18 protein-coding genes are annotated in these 14,533 nt (G+C 62.3%); 12 read left to right on the top strand and 6 right to left on the bottom strand.

All coding sequences use genetic code 11. The features are described from left to right. Nucleotides 1-3 precede the first annotated feature (3 nt). Both ccmD and FFM81_RS00925 read left to right on the top strand, forming a co-directional pair. Nucleotides 4-171 carry a heme exporter protein CcmD gene (gene ccmD / locus FFM81_RS00930; protein ID WP_003567400.1) on the top strand — a complete coding sequence of 56 codons (168 nt, stop codon included), beginning with the start codon at nt 4-6 and terminating at the stop codon, nt 169-171. Continuing rightward, nucleotides 168-776, top strand: a complete 609-nt coding sequence (locus FFM81_RS00925) for a DsbE family thiol:disulfide interchange protein (RefSeq protein ID WP_138385254.1) — start codon at nt 168-170, stop codon at nt 774-776. The genes ccmD and FFM81_RS00925 overlap by 4 nt, the downstream gene beginning before the upstream one ends. A gap of 2 nt (nt 777-778) precedes the next feature. Here the strand turns inward: FFM81_RS00925 and FFM81_RS00920 are convergent, their stop codons facing one another. The 6 genes from FFM81_RS00920 to FFM81_RS00895 all read right to left on the bottom strand — a co-directional run bounded on the left by FFM81_RS00920 (nt 779) and on the right by FFM81_RS00895 (nt 6,190). Further along, nucleotides 779-1,366 carry a DUF2585 domain-containing protein gene (locus FFM81_RS00920; protein WP_138385255.1) on the bottom strand — a complete coding sequence of 196 codons (588 nt, stop codon included), beginning with the start codon at nt 1,364-1,366 and terminating at the stop codon, nt 779-781. Continuing rightward, a complete protein-coding gene (locus tag FFM81_RS00915) occupies nt 1,363-2,007 on the bottom strand; it encodes a septation protein A (RefSeq protein WP_003567406.1) in 645 nt (214 codons plus the stop codon). Before FFM81_RS00915 ends, FFM81_RS00920 begins: the two co-directional genes overlap by 4 nt. A gap of 76 nt (nt 2,008-2,083) precedes the next feature. Continuing rightward, a complete protein-coding gene (gene ftsY / locus FFM81_RS00910) occupies nt 2,084-3,676 on the bottom strand; it encodes a signal recognition particle-docking protein FtsY (RefSeq protein WP_003567407.1) in 1,593 nt (530 codons plus the stop codon). 16 nt (nt 3,677-3,692) lie between these two features. Further along, entirely contained in the window at nt 3,693-4,967 is a 1,275-nt protein-coding gene (gene mtaB, locus FFM81_RS00905; RefSeq protein ID WP_003567409.1) for a tRNA (N(6)-L-threonylcarbamoyladenosine(37)-C(2))-methylthiotransferase MtaB, read from the bottom strand. Further along, nucleotides 4,964-5,869, bottom strand: a complete 906-nt coding sequence (dapF, locus tag FFM81_RS00900; RefSeq protein ID WP_003567410.1) for a diaminopimelate epimerase — start codon at nt 5,867-5,869, stop codon at nt 4,964-4,966. The genes mtaB and dapF overlap by 4 nt, the downstream gene beginning before the upstream one ends. A gap of 96 nt (nt 5,870-5,965) precedes the next feature. Then, a complete protein-coding gene (locus FFM81_RS00895; protein WP_025417289.1) occupies nt 5,966-6,190 on the bottom strand; it encodes a hypothetical protein in 225 nt (74 codons plus the stop codon). Between the two features lie 399 nt (nt 6,191-6,589). Between FFM81_RS00895 and ffh the strand changes: the two genes are divergently transcribed. From ffh to leuC, 10 genes are all read left to right on the top strand, one after another. Continuing rightward, nucleotides 6,590-8,164 (top strand): signal recognition particle protein, encoded by a 1,575-nt coding sequence (ffh, locus tag FFM81_RS00890; RefSeq protein WP_138385256.1) that lies wholly within the window; start codon nt 6,590-6,592, stop codon nt 8,162-8,164. 16 nt (nt 8,165-8,180) lie between these two features. Beyond that, nucleotides 8,181-8,501, top strand: a complete 321-nt coding sequence (locus tag FFM81_RS00885) for a chorismate mutase (protein WP_003543666.1) — start codon at nt 8,181-8,183, stop codon at nt 8,499-8,501. Between the two features lie 47 nt (nt 8,502-8,548). Next, nucleotides 8,549-8,920 carry a 30S ribosomal protein S16 gene (gene rpsP, locus FFM81_RS00880; RefSeq protein ID WP_003567417.1) on the top strand — a complete coding sequence of 124 codons (372 nt, stop codon included), beginning with the start codon at nt 8,549-8,551 and terminating at the stop codon, nt 8,918-8,920. Between the two features lie 115 nt (nt 8,921-9,035). After that, nucleotides 9,036-9,605 carry a ribosome maturation factor RimM gene (rimM, locus tag FFM81_RS00875; protein ID WP_037091904.1) on the top strand — a complete coding sequence of 190 codons (570 nt, stop codon included), beginning with the start codon at nt 9,036-9,038 and terminating at the stop codon, nt 9,603-9,605. After that, nucleotides 9,605-10,306 carry a tRNA (guanosine(37)-N1)-methyltransferase TrmD gene (gene trmD, locus FFM81_RS00870; RefSeq protein ID WP_003567421.1) on the top strand — a complete coding sequence of 234 codons (702 nt, stop codon included), beginning with the start codon at nt 9,605-9,607 and terminating at the stop codon, nt 10,304-10,306. Before rimM ends, trmD begins: the two co-directional genes overlap by 1 nt. 212 nt (nt 10,307-10,518) lie before the next feature. Beyond that, nucleotides 10,519-11,064, top strand: a complete 546-nt coding sequence (gene rplS / locus FFM81_RS00865; protein ID WP_003567425.1) for a 50S ribosomal protein L19 — start codon at nt 10,519-10,521, stop codon at nt 11,062-11,064. A gap of 139 nt (nt 11,065-11,203) precedes the next feature. Continuing rightward, the gene (locus FFM81_RS00860; RefSeq protein WP_138385257.1) at nt 11,204-12,001 is read left to right on the top strand and encodes a transporter substrate-binding domain-containing protein; all 798 of its coding nucleotides are present in this window, start codon (nt 11,204-11,206) and stop codon (nt 11,999-12,001) included. Between the two features lie 16 nt (nt 12,002-12,017). After that, complete coding sequence (locus FFM81_RS00855; RefSeq protein WP_138385258.1) at nt 12,018-12,830, top strand: amino acid ABC transporter permease; 813 nt, start codon at nt 12,018-12,020, stop codon at nt 12,828-12,830. Nucleotides 12,831-12,866: 36 nt separating this feature from the next. Then, the gene (locus tag FFM81_RS00850; RefSeq protein ID WP_003567430.1) at nt 12,867-13,028 is read left to right on the top strand and encodes a hypothetical protein; all 162 of its coding nucleotides are present in this window, start codon (nt 12,867-12,869) and stop codon (nt 13,026-13,028) included. A gap of 74 nt (nt 13,029-13,102) precedes the next feature. Continuing rightward, nucleotides 13,103-14,512: a 3-isopropylmalate dehydratase large subunit gene (leuC, locus tag FFM81_RS00845; RefSeq protein WP_025417294.1), complete on the top strand. Its 1,410-nt coding sequence runs from the start codon at nt 13,103-13,105 to the stop codon at nt 14,510-14,512. The last annotated feature ends 21 nt before the right edge of the window (nt 14,513-14,533 follow it).

Below are 14,533 nucleotides of genomic sequence, written 5' to 3'. Positions count from 1 at the left end.
ACCATGACGCACGCCTTCTACGTCTACGCCTCCTATGGCTTCGCGACCCTCGTGACGGTCGCCGTCACGCTCTGGACCTGGGCCGATGGCCGGGCGCGCCGCCGGGAACTCGCGAGCCTTGAAGCCGCCGGCATCCGTCGCCGCTCGGCACACACAAAGGGCGGCGAATGAGCGAGACGCCCGAAACAACGACCGCCAAGCCGCAAGGCCGCGGCAGCTACGTGCTGGCGCTTCTGCCGCTGATCGTCTTCGGGGGCATTGCGGCAACCGCCGCAAAGATGCTCTACGACCAGGATTTTCACGGCAAGAACATCACCGAAATTCCCTCCGCCCTGATCGGCACCAAGGCGCCGGCGCTGAACCTTCCGCCGCTCGACGGCGCCAACCTGCCGGCACTGACCGATGCGGCGATCAAGGGCAAACTGACCCTCGTCAACGTCTTCGCCTCCTGGTGCGTCCCCTGCCGGGACGAACACCCGGTTTTGAAAGAACTGGCAAAAGACGGGCGGCTGAATATCGTCGCGATCAACTACAAGGACCAGAGCGACAACGCCCTGCGTTTCCTCGGCGAGCTCGGCAACCCCTTTCAGGCGATCGGCATCGATCCGAACGGCAAGGCGGCGATCGACTGGGGTGTTTACGGCATTCCGGAAAGTTACCTCGTCGGCCCCGACGGCACCATCCTCTACAAGCGCGTCGGCCCCTTCGACGATATCAGCCTGAAGGAAGGCCTGTTTCCGGCAATGGAAAAGGCGCTGGGCAAGCCGGCTTCATAAGTCTAAAGCCCGCCCTGCCAGACCTTGATCGCCTCGACCGGCCAGATCAGCATCACCACGTTCAGCGTCAGATTATCGCGGATCACATAGCCGGTGAAAATCTCGAAGAAGATGGCGATCGCCACCGTCAGCGCCACTGGCGCACGCGATGCGAAGAAGAAGCCGACGCACATGAAGACGGTATCCATCGACGAATTCAGGATGCTGTCGCCGTAATAGTCGAGCGCGATCGTCGCCGTGCGGTAGCGGTCGATGATCAGAGGCGAGTTCTCCAGCAGCTCCCAGCCGGATTCGATGATGAGCGCCAGAAGCAGCCGTGCCGCCATCGGCTTGCGGCGCAGCACGAGATGACCGAGCCCGTAGAACAGGAAACCGTGGATGATATGCGACGGCGTGTACCAGTCCGACATATGCTGCGAATTGCCGCTGGTATTGACCCCGCCCTCCCACAGTTTGACATAACCGCAGGCGCAGATCGGCACGCGCCCCATCAGATATTCGGCGACGATCTGGGCGACCAGCACCGCAAGGCAGGCGATAAACCAGTAGGTCTGGTGTCTCACACGATATTCGACGTCCGCAGCACTCACTTCTCGCCGTCCGTTTCCAGGTTGACGCTATGCTTGAGCACCAGCGGCATCTGCGCCAGCGTGAAGATGATGGTGATCGGCATCGTGCCCCAGACCTTGAAGGCGACCCAGGTATCGTCCGAAAAATTGCGCCAGACGACTTCGTTCAGCACCGCGAGGAAGAGGAAGAAGATGCCCCAGCGGATGGTGAGCTTGCGCCAGCCCTCGGCATCGAGCTGGAAGGCGGCGTTGAAGACATAGCCGAGCAGCGACCGGCCGAAGGCGAGCCCGCCGAGCAGCGTCACCCCGAAGAGCGCATTGACGATGGTCGGCTTCATCTTGATGAAGGTCTCGTTCTGCAGCCAGATCGACAGCGAGCCGAAGATCAGAACGACGATGCCGGAGACGAAGGGCATGATCGGCAGATGACCGAGCACGATCTTCGAAACGACAAGCGAAAGGATCGTCGCCGCCATGAACAGCCCGGTTGCGACGAACAGCGGACCGCCGAGCTCGGAAAGAGCCGGAAACTTCTCCACTAGCCACGGACCGCGCAGATTGGCAAAGAAGAAGATTAACAGCGGCCCGAGTTCCAACGCCAGCTTCAGCAGCGGATGATGCCGGTCGGCCGCGGATGGGGTGATATCGCTTTCGGTGCTCATGCCTTCTTCAAACCTGTTCTACTGGAAACCTGCATGCCGGCCGCGCCTTGCAGGCTTCGGCGGCTTATCTGTGGCATCATTGGGGAAGCCCGGCAATGGCGTGCGCAAAATCCTCGGCCTCGAACGGCTCGAGATCGTCGACCCCCTCGCCGACACCGATGAAATAGACCGGCAGTCTGTGCTTGGCGGAAATGGCGACGAGGATGCCGCCGCGTGCCGTGCCGTCGAGCTTGGTCATGATCAGGCCGTTGACACCGGCGACATTGCGGAAGATCTCGACCTGGCTCAGTGCATTCTGTCCCGTCGTCGCGTCGAGCGTCTGCAGCACGGTATGCGGCGCATCGGGATCGAGCTTGCCGAGCACGCGCACGATCTTTTCGAGCTCAGCCATCAGCTCGGCCTTGTTCTGCAGGCGTCCGGCGGTATCGACGATCAGCACGTCGCATTTGCGGGCCTTCGCCTGTTCGAAGGCATCATAGGCAAGGCCGGCGGCATCGGCGCCGAGCTTGGTGCCGATGAATTCGGAATTGGTCCGCTCGGCCCAGATTTTCAGCTGCTCGATCGCCGCGGCGCGGAACGTATCGCCGGCGGCCAGCATTACCTTCAGCCCGGCGCCGGAAAGCTTGGCCGCCAGCTTGCCGATCGTCGTCGTCTTGCCGGTGCCGTTGACGCCGACGACGAGGATGACATGCGGTTTGTGCGAGAGGTCGAGTTGCAGCGGCTTGGCGACGGGCTTCAAAACCTTGGCGATTTCGGACGCCATGATCCGGCTGACATCCTCGCCGGTGACATCCTTGCCGTAGCGCTCGGAAGCGAGCGTATCGGTGACGCGCAACGCAGTCTCAACCCCAAGATCGGCCTGGATCAGCAGGTCTTCGAGCTCCTGCAGCGTCTCGTCATCGAGCTTGCGCTTGGTGAAGAGCGCGGTGATCTGGCCGGTCAGCTGCGAGGAAGTGCGCGCGAGACCATTGCGCAGGCGCTGGAACCAGCTGAGCCTCGGCTGCGGGACAATGGGCTGCGCTTCGACGATCGCAGGGCCGGTGGCGAAGCCTTTGGGGAGGATGGGAGATTCAGGTTTCGGCCGTTCCGCGGTCGTCTCGGCAGGCTCGGCGGGTGTGATACCCCCCTCTGCCCTGCCGGGCATCTCCCCCACAGGGGGGGAGATCAGCTGAACGGCGATCTCGTGCTCCACATCAAGCTCAGGCGAAATCTCTCCCGGAAGTGCGTCTGCGGCTTCCGCGGTCTCCTCGATCGAAGCCGGCGCCTCGAGCTCCGAACGATCTCCCCGGGGGAGATGTCCCGGAGGGACAGAGGGGGATATTTCCGCAACCGTTTCAACGGGCGTCTGGATTTCGGCCTGCACTTCCGCGACAGCCTCGGCCTCCAGCAATGAAAGTGGCACGATGCCCATTTCGCTCAACTGGTCCGCAGCTGGCAGAACCTGTGATTCCACATCCTCTGCTTCGACAACCTCCTCAAGGTCGTCCTCGTCAATATCAGCCGCAGGGCCGCCGGCCGTCTCCATTTCCTCGGGAAGAACAGGATCGTCGGCGACCGGCAGATCTTCATCGCGCGAGCGTGGCTCCAGCTCCTTTTCCACGGCCACAGGCACAGGCTGTTCGGCCGGCTTGCCGAAGGTGAAGACCTTTTTGATGAAACTGAGCGCCATGGGGATTCCGTGAAAGTCAGGCCGCGGCTGCGGCAGTCAATTGCATGTCGAGATGCTTGCCATTGTGGCCGGTGATCGTGGCCGGCACAAGTTCGCCGGGACAAAGGCCGGGGGCTGCGGCCAGCGTGAAGTTTTCCGTATGCGCCAGGCCGTTGTTTTCAACAAGCAGCCATTGCCGGGTGCCGATCATGCCGTCGAGATGGGATTGATGCAGCCTATGGCCAGTGGCGCGCAGCCTTGCCGCGCGATCCTTGACCAGCGACCGGTCGAGCTGCGGCATGCGGGCAGCGGGCGTGCCCGGACGCGGGCTATAGGGAAAGACGTGCAGATGCGCGATGCCAGCCTGTTCGGCGAGCCGGACGGCATTGTCGAACATCTCTTCGGTTTCGGTGGGAAAACCGGCGATCATATCGGCGCCGAAGCTCATCTCCGGGCGAAGCCGGCGTGCATCCTCGATGAAATGCAGCGCATCGGCGCGCGAATGCCGGCGCTTCATGCGTTTCAGGATCATGTCGTCGCCATGCTGCAGCGACAGATGCAGATGCGGCATGAAGCGCGGCTCATCGGCGATCAGATCCATCAGATGGGCATCGGCCTCGATGCTGTCGATCGAGGAAAGCCGGAGGCGGCGGATATCGGGGAGCTGCTTCAGGAGCGTCTTCGCCAGAAGCCCGAGCGTCGGCGCGCCCGGCAGATCGCCGCCATAGCTGGTGGCGTCGACGCCCGTCAGCACGATTTCTCGATAGCCGCTGTCGACGAGTTTGCGCGCCTGGTCGACGACCGCTCCCATCGGGACGGAGCGGGAATTGCCGCGGCCATAGGGGATGATGCAGAAAGTGCAGCGATGATCACAGCCGTTCTGTACCTGGATGAAGGCGCGCACATGGCCGTCGATGTGCCGGACCATCTGCGGCGCCGTCGCCTTGACGCTCATAATGTCGTTGACGCGGAGCTTCTCTTCGGCCGAAACGCCGAAATCCGGCAGGCTGCGATAGGAGGCGCTCGAAAGCTTCTCCTCGTTGCCGAGCACCGCGTCGACCTCCGCCATCGCCGCGAAGGTCTGTTTTTCCGTCTGCGCGGCACAACCGGTGACGATGATGCGGGCATGCGGATTATCGCGCCGTGCCCGCCGGATTGCCTGGCGGGCCTGACGCACGGCCTCGCCGGTCACCGCACAGGTATTGACCAGGATGGCATTGTTGAGCCCGGCCTTTTCAGCCTGCGCCTTCATCACTTCGGATTCATATGTGTTGAGGCGGCAGCCGAAGGTAATGACCTCGACGCCGCTCACCGCGCCCCCGCCTCTTGGGTACCATCGCGCGACCAGAGACCGGTCGACGGATCGAGCCTGCCCGACCATTCCCATTCGGCCGGGCCGGTCATGATAACGTGATCGTCACGCTCGCGCCATTCGATCGAAAGTGTCGCCGGCGGCTTGGCGCTCGCCACATTGATCGTCACCATCCTGCCGGTGCGGCCGGTGCGTGCAGCACTGACCGCGGCAGAACAGGCAGCCGAGCCGCAGGCAAGCGTCAGTCCGGCGCCGCGCTCCCAGGTGCGCGTCGTCATCGATGTCGGCGAGGTCACCTGCGCCAGGGTGATATTGGCGCGCTCGGGAAACATCGGATGGTTTTCGAGCAGCGGGCCGAAGCGGGCGAGATCGTAAGACATCACATCCCGGTCCACCCAGAAGATCGCATGCGGATTGCCCATCGACATTGCCGAGGGCGAATGCAGCACCGGATTGTCGATCGGGCCGATCTGCAGTTCGATGCGGCTGGTGTCGTGAAATTCTTCCACCAGCGGGATCTTGTCCCAGTCGAAGACCGGTCGGCCCATATCGACGGATATCGTCCCGTCTTCATGCTCGACAGCGTTGAGGATGCCGGCGACCGTCTGGAAGGTAAAAGCCTTGCGGCCGGTCTCGGCGGCAAGGGCCTGCACGACGCAGCGCGTGCCGTTGCCACAAGCCTGCGCCTTCGAGCCGTCGGAATTCAGGATATCGATGAAGGCATCGGTACCATCGGCCTTCGGATCGTGGATCGCCATGATCTGATCGAACTCGGTCTGCGGATCGGCATTGAGCGCGATTGCCGCCGCGGGCGTCACCTTATCAGGCCGGCCGCGCATATCGACGACCAGGATCTTGTTGCCAAGCCCATTCATCCTTGCGAATTCGACCGTTGCGCTCATGATATCATTCCGTCCGTCTTTCCGCTGTATATGGCGGAAACGCGAAGGAATTACCAGTGGGTGCCGGGCAGACGCTTGCTTCGAGCCGGTCCGGCTTTACCGCTCAGCGCCGTCGGAAGCGAAAGACGCCGCATGCGCCTCGACGATGGCGGCGGTGATGACCTTTCTCAGCTCGTAGACCAGCGAGCGGGACCGTTTGCGATCAAGATCCTGTGCCGCCTTGGCAAGACTAAGGCCTTCGTTCAGGACAATATGGTGGGCCCGTGCCAGTGCCCAGCTCTCAATATCATGACTTATCATTCGATATCTCCGCCGGATCATCCGGCATCAAGGATATTTACGAATCATTTCACAGGATGCACTTAAGTAGAAAGTAGAATCATAAGTGGAATATTTTGCAACTGGCTCCTCCAGCGAATTCAGGCCGCCAGCCGGAATTTTGACTGGCGATGCGCGTCACACAGGCTTCCGGACCGTCCGCCATGTAGTCATTCCATGCGTCCGCCTTGACTTTCCCGCCACTTTCCTGTTTATCGCGCCCAATCCGCGACGAGCCGCAAGACTCCGAGCCGCCGACCGGGACTTCGAGATCCCGGAGGTCAACACCCGACAGCGCGATGCGCCCTCGGGTGCTTTTTGGCTTTGCGTCTTGTTTTCGTCACGGAAAAGCACGACGTTTCCGGGCATCCAACCCGCCCGAAACGTATCAAGGAAGAGCCGATGTTTGAAAACCTCCAGGACCGTCTTGGATCCATTCTGAATGGACTGACAGGCCGTGGCGCGCTTTCGGAAGCCGATGTTTCCGCAGCGCTGCGCGAGGTTCGCCGTGCGCTGCTGGAGGCCGACGTCGCGCTCGACGTCGTGCGTTCCTTCACCGACCGCGTGCGTGAGAAGGCCGTCGGCGCCGAGATCCTGAAGTCGATCAAGCCGGGCCAGATGGTCGTCAAGATCGTCCATGACGAACTGATCGAGATGCTGGGCGGCGAAGGCGTGGGCATCGACCTGCATGCGGCCGCTCCCGTGGTCGTCATGATGGTCGGCCTGCAGGGCTCCGGCAAGACGACGACGTCGGCCAAGATCGCCCATCGCCTGTCGACGCGCGACAAGAAGAAAGTGCTGATGGCGTCGCTCGACACGCGCCGTCCGGCCGCCCAGGAGCAGCTACGCCAGCTCGGCGCCCAGGCCAGTATCGATACGCTGCCGATCATCGCGGGCCAGTCGCCAACCGACATCGCCGCCCGCGCCGTGCAGGCTGCGAAGCTCGGCGGCCATGACGTCGTCATCCTCGATACCGCCGGCCGCACTCATATCGACGAGCCCTTGATGGTCGAGATGGCCGATATCAAGAAGCGCTCGAACCCGCATGAAATCCTGCTGGTCGCCGACTCACTGACCGGTCAGGATGCCGTCAATCTCGCCCGCAACTTCGACGAACGCGTCGGCATCACCGGTCTGGTTCTGACCCGCATGGACGGCGACGGCCGTGGCGGTGCGGCCCTTTCGATGCGCGCCGTCACCGGCAAGCCGATCAAGCTGATCGGTGTCGGCGAGAAGATGAGCGAGCTCGAGGAGTTCCATCCTCGCCGCATCGCCGACCGCATTCTCGGCATGGGCGATATCGTCTCGCTCGTCGAACGTGCCGCGGAGAATATCGACGCCGAGAAGGCGGCCGCCATGGCCGCCAAGATGGCCAAGGGCAAGTTCGATCTCGACGACCTTGCCGATCAGCTGCGCCAGATGCAGAAGATGGGCGGCATGGGCGGCATCATGGGCATGATGCCCGGCATGGCCGGCATGAAGGACAAGATGGCCGCAGCCGGCCTCGACGACAAGCTTTTCGGCCGCCAGATCGCCATCATCCAATCGATGACGAGGGCCGAGCGTGCCAATCCCGACCTGCTCAAGCATTCGCGCAAGAAGCGCATCGCCGCCGGCTCCGGCACCGATGCCGCCGCCATCAACAAGCTTCTGAAGATGCACCGCCAGATGGCCGACATGATGAAGATGATGGGCGGCAAGGGCAAAGGCGGCATGATGAAGCAGATGATGGGCGGCCTTGCCGGCAAGATGGGACTTGGCGGCGGTATGGGAGGCATGCCCGATCTCTCGAATATCGATCCCCGCCAGCTCGAGGCCCTGCAGAAGCAGGCCGAAGCGGCGGGGCTTGGAAAACCGGGTGGGGGTATGCCCGGTCTCGGCGGTCTGTCGGGTGGTTTGCCGGGCCTCGGCGGCGCCAAGCTGCCGGGCCTCGGTGGTGGTTTCCCGGGATTGCCCGGATTGCCGAAGAAGAAGTGAGAGGATCGCTTGCCCCATGATTGATCCAAACGTCAAAGCCCAGCTCGCGAGCTATCGTCAGTCGATCGACAATATCGACGCCGCTCTCGTGCACATGCTGGCCGAACGCTTCCGCTGCACCAAAGAGGTCGGCGTGCTGAAGGCCAAATACAATTTGCCGCCGGCCGACCCGGCGCGCGAGGAATACCAGATCGAACGCCTTCGCCAGCTGGCGAAAGCCGCCAATCTGGACCCGGATTTCGCCGAGAAGTTCCTGAACTTCGTCATCAAGGAAGTCATCCGGCATCATGAGCAGATCGCTGCGGATCACGCTGAACAGAGCGCCGCAGCCCGATAACCACACCGCTTACGAAGCGGTCAAGAAAAGCCTAAGGAGTAAAGAACATGGCACTGAAAATTCGTCTCGCCCGCGGTGGCTCCAAGAAGCGTCCGTATTACCACGTCGTTCTCGCCGATGCGCGCAGCCCGCGTGACGGCCGCTTCCTCGAGAACCTCGGTTCCTGGAACCCGATGCTCGCCAAGGACGACGAGAAGCGCGTTCAGCTGAACGCCGAGCGCATCAAGCACTGGATCGAAAACGGCGCCCAGCCGACCGACCGCGTTCTGCGCTTCCTTGATGAGGCCGGCGTTGCCAAGCGCGAAGTCAAGAACAACCCGGAGAAGGCAAAGCCCGGCAAGCGCGCCCAGGAACGCGCTGCGGAAAAGGCTCAGAAGGTTGCTGACGCCGCCGCTGCTGCTGCCGACGCCGCGGAATAATCGGGATAGTCCCTTATCGAACGGGCGGCATGGCGACATGCCGCCCGTTTTCGTTTCCAATCCTGCGCACTTCGTTTATGAGAAACCTGTCTTTCGGCTTCACATGAAGGAACCCATGACAAAGCTTGAAAACCCCGTTCTGATGGCGACGATCGGCGGCGCGCAAGGCCTCCGTGGAGAGGTGCGCGCCAAGGCCTACACGGCCGATCCGAGCGCCCTTGGCGACTACGGCCACCTGCACAGCATGGACGGCCGCAGCTTCGAAGTGCTCGAAATCCGCGAGACGAAGAATGTCGTCGTCGTCCGTTTCCGCGGCGTCAACGACCGCAATGCCGCCGAGGCGCTCAACGGCCTGGAACTCTATATCGAGCGTGACAACCTGCCCGACGAGGAGTTGGAGGACGACGAGTTCTACTACGCCGATCTCGAGGGTCTCGAAGCGCGGGATGACCAAGGCGTGAGTTATGGCACGGTCACCGGTGTCTTCGATTTCGGCGCCGGCGATCTCTTGGAGCTCAAGGGTCCGGGCAAGCGCCCGGTGCTGATCCCCTTCTCCGAAGCCTCGGTGCTGGAGATCGACCTCGAAGCCGGCACGCTGCTGATCGATCCGCTGGCGGCAGGGCTGGTCGACGATGCCGAAGAGCTTTCGAAATTCACCGCGGACAAGCCGAAAAAGAACAAGTGATGGCCTTCCGGGCGAGCGTGCTGACACTTTATCCGGAAATGTTTCCGGGACATCTGGGCTTCTCGCTCGCCGGCAAGGCGATGGAGCGCGGGCAATGGGCGCTTGACGCGGTACAGATCCGCGATTTCGCCACCGATAAGCACCGCACCGTCGACGACACCCCGGCCGGCGGCGGCGCCGGCATGGTGCTGAAATCAGACGTTCTCGCCCGAGCGATCGACAGCACCTCGCAAAACGATACCCGCCCTCGCCTGCTGATGAGCCCGCGCGGCCGGCCGCTGACACAGGCACGCGTGCGCGAGCTTGCGGCCGGCGACGGCGTCATCATCGTCTGCGGCCGCTTCGAGGGCGTCGATCAGCGGGTGATCGAGGCGCGCGGACTGGAAGAGGTCTCAATCGGCGACTACGTGCTGTCTGGCGGCGAGCCGGCGGCGCTGATCCTGCTCGACGCCATCATCCGCATCCTGCCCGGAGTCATGGGCAACGATCTTTCCGGCCTGCACGAGAGCTTTGAAGGCGGCCTGCTGGAACATCCCCATTATACCCGGCCGCAGGCGTGGGAAGGCCGGGAAATCCCGTCGATCCTGACCTCGGGCAATCACGGCGCCATCGAGAAATGGCGGCACGAAGAGGCGGTGCGGCTGACGCGCGAGCGGCGGCCGGACCTCTTCGAAGGGGCGAAAACCGAGAAAAGCGGCTGATTCAGGCTTCCCCTTCACAAAAACGTAGTGCGAGGGATGACAAGCCCCGGCCTTTCGTGTATTGGCGCACGCGGAAATGGGGTTAGCCCCGTCTGCCAGCAAACAAAGAATGGCGAACCCGCTCCCGCCCTGAAGGGCAAAGTCCTGAGGCCAGTTCCAAAGGATCAGTGTCGAGCGCTCTGGCTGTTTCAGAAGAACCAAAGGTTAAGACGATGAACATCATTCAGCAGCTTGAGGCCGAACAGGCCGCCAAGATCGAAGCCAAGCGCACGCTTCCCGAATTTTCCCCGGGCGACACCGTCCGCGTCAACGTGAAGGTCACGGAAGGCACCCGTACCCGCGTTCAGGCCTATGAAGGCGTCTGCATCGCCCGCTCCGGCGGCGGCCTGCAGGAAAACTTCACGGTCCGCAAGATCTCCTACGGCGAAGGCGTCGAGCGCGTATTCCCGGTTTACTCGCCGATGATCGAAAGCGTCGACGTCGTTCGCCGCGGTAAGGTACGTCGCGCCAAGCTGTATTACCTCCGCGACCGTCGCGGCAAGTCCGCTCGTATCGTTGAAGACACCGGCGTCCGCGCCCGCAAGCTCAACGACGCCGAGCGCGCCGCCATGGCCGAGGAAAAGGCACGCATCGAAGCTGAAAAGGTTGCAGCAGCCCAGGCGCTCGCCGCCGAGAAGGCAGCAGCAGAAGCTGCCGAAGCCAAGGCCGCTGCTGAAGCAGCCGCCGCTGCCGCCGCAGCTGAACCGGCAGCAGAATAAGATCTGCGCAAAATTCTATTCCTGGAAAGGCGGCCTTCGGGTCGCCTTTTCTGTTTTTTGCTTCGGCACGCAGCTGCCGGCCTTGCCTCAGGCCTATCTTCCGTGACAGTTTTTGCCGTTCAATTGAGGGAACCGTCCAATGTTGTTTCGCCGCACCGTTCTTGCCGGCTTTGCCGCCCTTGCTCTTCTGCCGCTTGCCGCATCGGCCGCCGAGCTGCCGGATCTCGGCGGCAAGAGCGTCGTCGTCGTCACCGAGAATGCCTATCCGCCGCTGCAGTTCATCGATCCCAAATCCGGCAAGGCGATCGGCTGGGAATATGATGCAATGAACGAGATCGCCAAGCGGCTGAATTTCAAGGTCGAATACCAGAACACCAGCTGGGATGCGATGATCCAGGCGGTTTCCGACGGCCAGTACAACATCGGCATGACCGGCATCACCATCAAGGATGACCGCAAGCAGAAGGTGGATTTCTCCGATCCCTACATGCGTTCGCAGCAGTTCATGCTGGTGCGCGGCGACGAGAAGCGCTTCACCGACGGCAAGTCCTTCGCCGAACTCAAGGATGGCCTGGTCGGCGCCCAGCCCGGCACCACACCTTTCTATACCGCTGTCTATGAAGTGCTCGATGGCAACGAACAGAACCCGCGCATCAAGCTCTTCGAAACCTTCGGCGCCACCGTTCAGGCGCTGAAGGCCGGCGACGTCGATGTCGTGCTGACCGACGGCACCGCCGGCAAGGGTTATGTCGACGCCTCGAACGGCGCCCTAAAGCTGATCGGTGGGCCGCTCGGCACCGAGGATTTCGGCTTCATCTTCCCGAAGGGCTCCGATCTCGTCGCCCCGGTGAACGCAGCCATCGCTGCTCTTAAGGCCGACGGCGCGCTGGATGCGCTGAACAAAAAGTGGTTCCTCGACTACAAGATGGGCGAATGACGCCGAGCAATTATTGATGGCCCTGCGACCATCTCCCGACAGACACGTCAAGGACGACTATCCCTGGTGGCTGGTCACGCTCGTCGCGATCGGCATCGTCCTTGCCGCCGTCATTGTCACCAACGGTATCTACGCTCAGGTTTTCCGCACCGTCGTCAACGGTGTCGGCATCACCGTCTTCGTCACGCTGGTCGCCTTCGTGCTCGCCACCGTGCTCGGTCTCGGCATCTGCCTGCTCGGCATGGCCGACAGCCAGGTACTGCGCCAGATCGCGCGTTTCTACATCGAGATCATCCGCGGCATCCCGATCCTCGTGCTGTTGTTCTACGTCGCCTTCGTCGGCGCGCCGGCGCTGGTCGGGGCCTATAATTTCCTGATTTCGCCGCTGGTGACCGCAGGCATGGCCGAGCCCATTCTGGTGCGCGATCTCTCGTTGATGTGGCGGGCGATCATTGCGCTGACGATCGGTTACTCCTCCTTCATCGCCGAAATCTTCCGGGCCGGATTCCAGTCGGTCGATCTCGGTCAGATCGAGGCGGCCAAGGCACTCGGCCTCTCCCGCTACCGGCGCTTCCGCTCCGTCGTCTTCCCGCAAGCGATCCGGGTAATCTTCCCGCCGCTTTCCAACGACTTCGTCTCGATGGTCAAGGATAGCTCGCTCGTCTCCGTGCTCGGCGTCGCCGACATCACCCAGATGGGAAAGGTCTATGCCGCCGGCTCCTTTCGCTTCTTCGAGACCTATTCGATCGTCACCTATATCTACCTGATCCTGACAATCGGCCTGTCGCTGGCGCTACGGAGGACGGAGAAGTGGATGAAGTCGCGGTAAATGCGCCAGTAGCCGCCAGGCCGCAGAGGGCCTCTAATGATTCAAATTGAAGCCGCAGCGAAAAATCGTTATATGCAGGCGATGGAATCCAAGTTCAGATGCATTGGCGCGCATATTTTCGTGCTGCAGGATCATTATCGCCTGCCGGCGCGGTTCTTTGCCTGCGTGTCCGGTGCGCTCAACAGCCGACTTCGTTGATCGAATGACGGCCGGCGGAGCTTGATCCGCTTTTTCTCGATTTTCCAAAAGCATCCAAAAACGGACTTAACGCCATGAGCGCACCGCGTACCCTCTACGACAAGATCTGGGACGATCATTTGGTCGACGAACAGGCAGACGGCACCTGTCTTCTCTACATCGACCGCCATCTGGTCCACGAAGTCACCTCGCCGCAGGCGTTCGAAGGTCTGCGCATGACCGGCCGCAAGGTTCGCGCCCCGGAAAAGACGCTGGCCGTCGTCGACCATAACGTTCCGACCTCGCCCGATCGCCATCTCGGCATCAAGAACGAGGAAAGCCGCATCCAGGTGGAAGCGCTCGCCACCAACGCCGCCGAATTCGGCGTCGAATATTATTCGGCAAGCGACAAGCGCCAGGGAATCGTCCACATCGTCGGTCCGGAACAGGGCTTCACCCTGCCCGGCATGACTATCGTCTGCGGTGACAGCCACACCTCGACGCACGGCGCCTTCGGCGCGCTGGCGCATGGCATCGGCACCTCCGAGGTCGAGCATGTTCTGGCGACCCAGACGCTGATCCAGAAGAAGGCGAAGAACATGCTGGTGCGTGTCGACGGCCTGCTTCCGCCGCACGTCACCGCCAAGGACATCATCCTCGCCATCATCGGCGAAATCGGCACCGCCGGCGGCACCGGCCATGTCATCGAATTTGCCGGCGAAGCGATCCGCTCGCTGTCGATGGAAGGCCGCATGACCATCTGCAACATGACGATCGAAGGCGGCGCCCGCGCCGGCCTGATCGCGCCTGACGAAAAGACCTTCGAATATATCAAGGGCAAGCCCCGCGCGCCGAAGGGCGAGGCGCTGGAACAGGCGATCGCCTATTGGAAGACGCTGCAGACCGACGAAGGCGCTCACTATGACCGCGTCGTCGTTCTCGATGCCGCCAGCCTGCCGCCGATCGTCTCCTGGGGCTCCTCGCCCGAGGACGTCATCTCCGTCCAGGGCATCGTGCCGAACCCCGACGAGATCCAGGACGAGACCAAGCGCACCTCCAAGTGGCGCGCGCTCGACTATATGGGTCTGAAGCCGGGCACGAAGATGACCGACATCACCCTCGACCGCGTCTTCATCGGCTCCTGCACCAACGGCCGCATCGAGGATCTGCGCGAAGTTGCCAAGGTCGTCGAAGGCAAGACGGTTGCTCCAACCGTCGACGCGATGATCGTTCCCGGCTCCGGCCTCGTCAAGGAACAGGCGGAAGCCGAAGGCCTCGACAAGATCTTCAAGGCCGCCGGTTTCGACTGGCGCGAGCCGGGCTGCTCCATGTGTCTTGCCATGAACGACGACCGCCTGAAACCGGGCGAGCGCTGCGCTTCGACCTCTAACCGCAACTTCGAAGGCCGTCAGGGCTTCAAGGGCCGCACACACCTCGTCTCGCCGGCAATGGCCGCCGCCGCCGCGATCGCCGGGCACTTCGTCGATATCCGCGAGTGGAACTGATCTGTCATCGGACAGGAGAGA

Origin of the sequence: Rhizobium hidalgonense, from assembly GCF_005862185.2 — a bacterium.
GTDB classification, from domain to species: domain Bacteria; phylum Pseudomonadota; class Alphaproteobacteria; order Rhizobiales; family Rhizobiaceae; genus Rhizobium; species Rhizobium hidalgonense.
The sequence above is the reverse complement of the archived record's forward strand: the minus strand, read 5'-3'. Positions and strand labels throughout refer to the sequence as shown.

Bases quoted from the DNA above. Each gene is read 5' to 3' on its own strand.
- ccmD (WP_003567400.1), top strand. From the start codon at position 4: ATGACGCACGCCTTCTACGTCTACGCCTCCTATGGCTTCGCGACCCTC.
- FFM81_RS00925 (WP_138385254.1), top strand. From the start codon at position 168: ATGAGCGAGACGCCCGAAACAACGACCGCCAAGCCGCAAGGCCGCGGC.
- FFM81_RS00915 (WP_003567406.1), bottom strand. From the start codon at position 2,007: ATGAGCACCGAAAGCGATATCACCCCATCCGCGGCCGACCGGCATCAT.
- ftsY (WP_003567407.1), bottom strand. From the start codon at position 3,676: ATGGCGCTCAGTTTCATCAAAAAGGTCTTCACCTTCGGCAAGCCGGCC.
- dapF (WP_003567410.1), bottom strand. From the start codon at position 5,869: ATGAGCGCAACGGTCGAATTCGCAAGGATGAATGGGCTTGGCAACAAG.
- FFM81_RS00895 (WP_025417289.1), bottom strand. From the start codon at position 6,190: ATGATCCGGCGGAGATATCGAATGATAAGTCATGATATTGAGAGCTGG.
- ffh (WP_138385256.1), top strand. From the start codon at position 6,590: ATGTTTGAAAACCTCCAGGACCGTCTTGGATCCATTCTGAATGGACTG.
- FFM81_RS00885 (WP_003543666.1), top strand. From the start codon at position 8,181: ATGATTGATCCAAACGTCAAAGCCCAGCTCGCGAGCTATCGTCAGTCG.
- rpsP (WP_003567417.1), top strand. From the start codon at position 8,549: ATGGCACTGAAAATTCGTCTCGCCCGCGGTGGCTCCAAGAAGCGTCCG.
- rimM (WP_037091904.1), top strand. From the start codon at position 9,036: ATGACAAAGCTTGAAAACCCCGTTCTGATGGCGACGATCGGCGGCGCG.
- trmD (WP_003567421.1), top strand. From the start codon at position 9,605: ATGGCCTTCCGGGCGAGCGTGCTGACACTTTATCCGGAAATGTTTCCG.
- rplS (WP_003567425.1), top strand. From the start codon at position 10,519: ATGAACATCATTCAGCAGCTTGAGGCCGAACAGGCCGCCAAGATCGAA.
- FFM81_RS00860 (WP_138385257.1), top strand. From the start codon at position 11,204: ATGTTGTTTCGCCGCACCGTTCTTGCCGGCTTTGCCGCCCTTGCTCTT.
- FFM81_RS00855 (WP_138385258.1), top strand. From the start codon at position 12,018: ATGGCCCTGCGACCATCTCCCGACAGACACGTCAAGGACGACTATCCC.
- FFM81_RS00850 (WP_003567430.1), top strand. From the start codon at position 12,867: ATGATTCAAATTGAAGCCGCAGCGAAAAATCGTTATATGCAGGCGATG.
- leuC (WP_025417294.1), top strand. From the start codon at position 13,103: ATGAGCGCACCGCGTACCCTCTACGACAAGATCTGGGACGATCATTTG.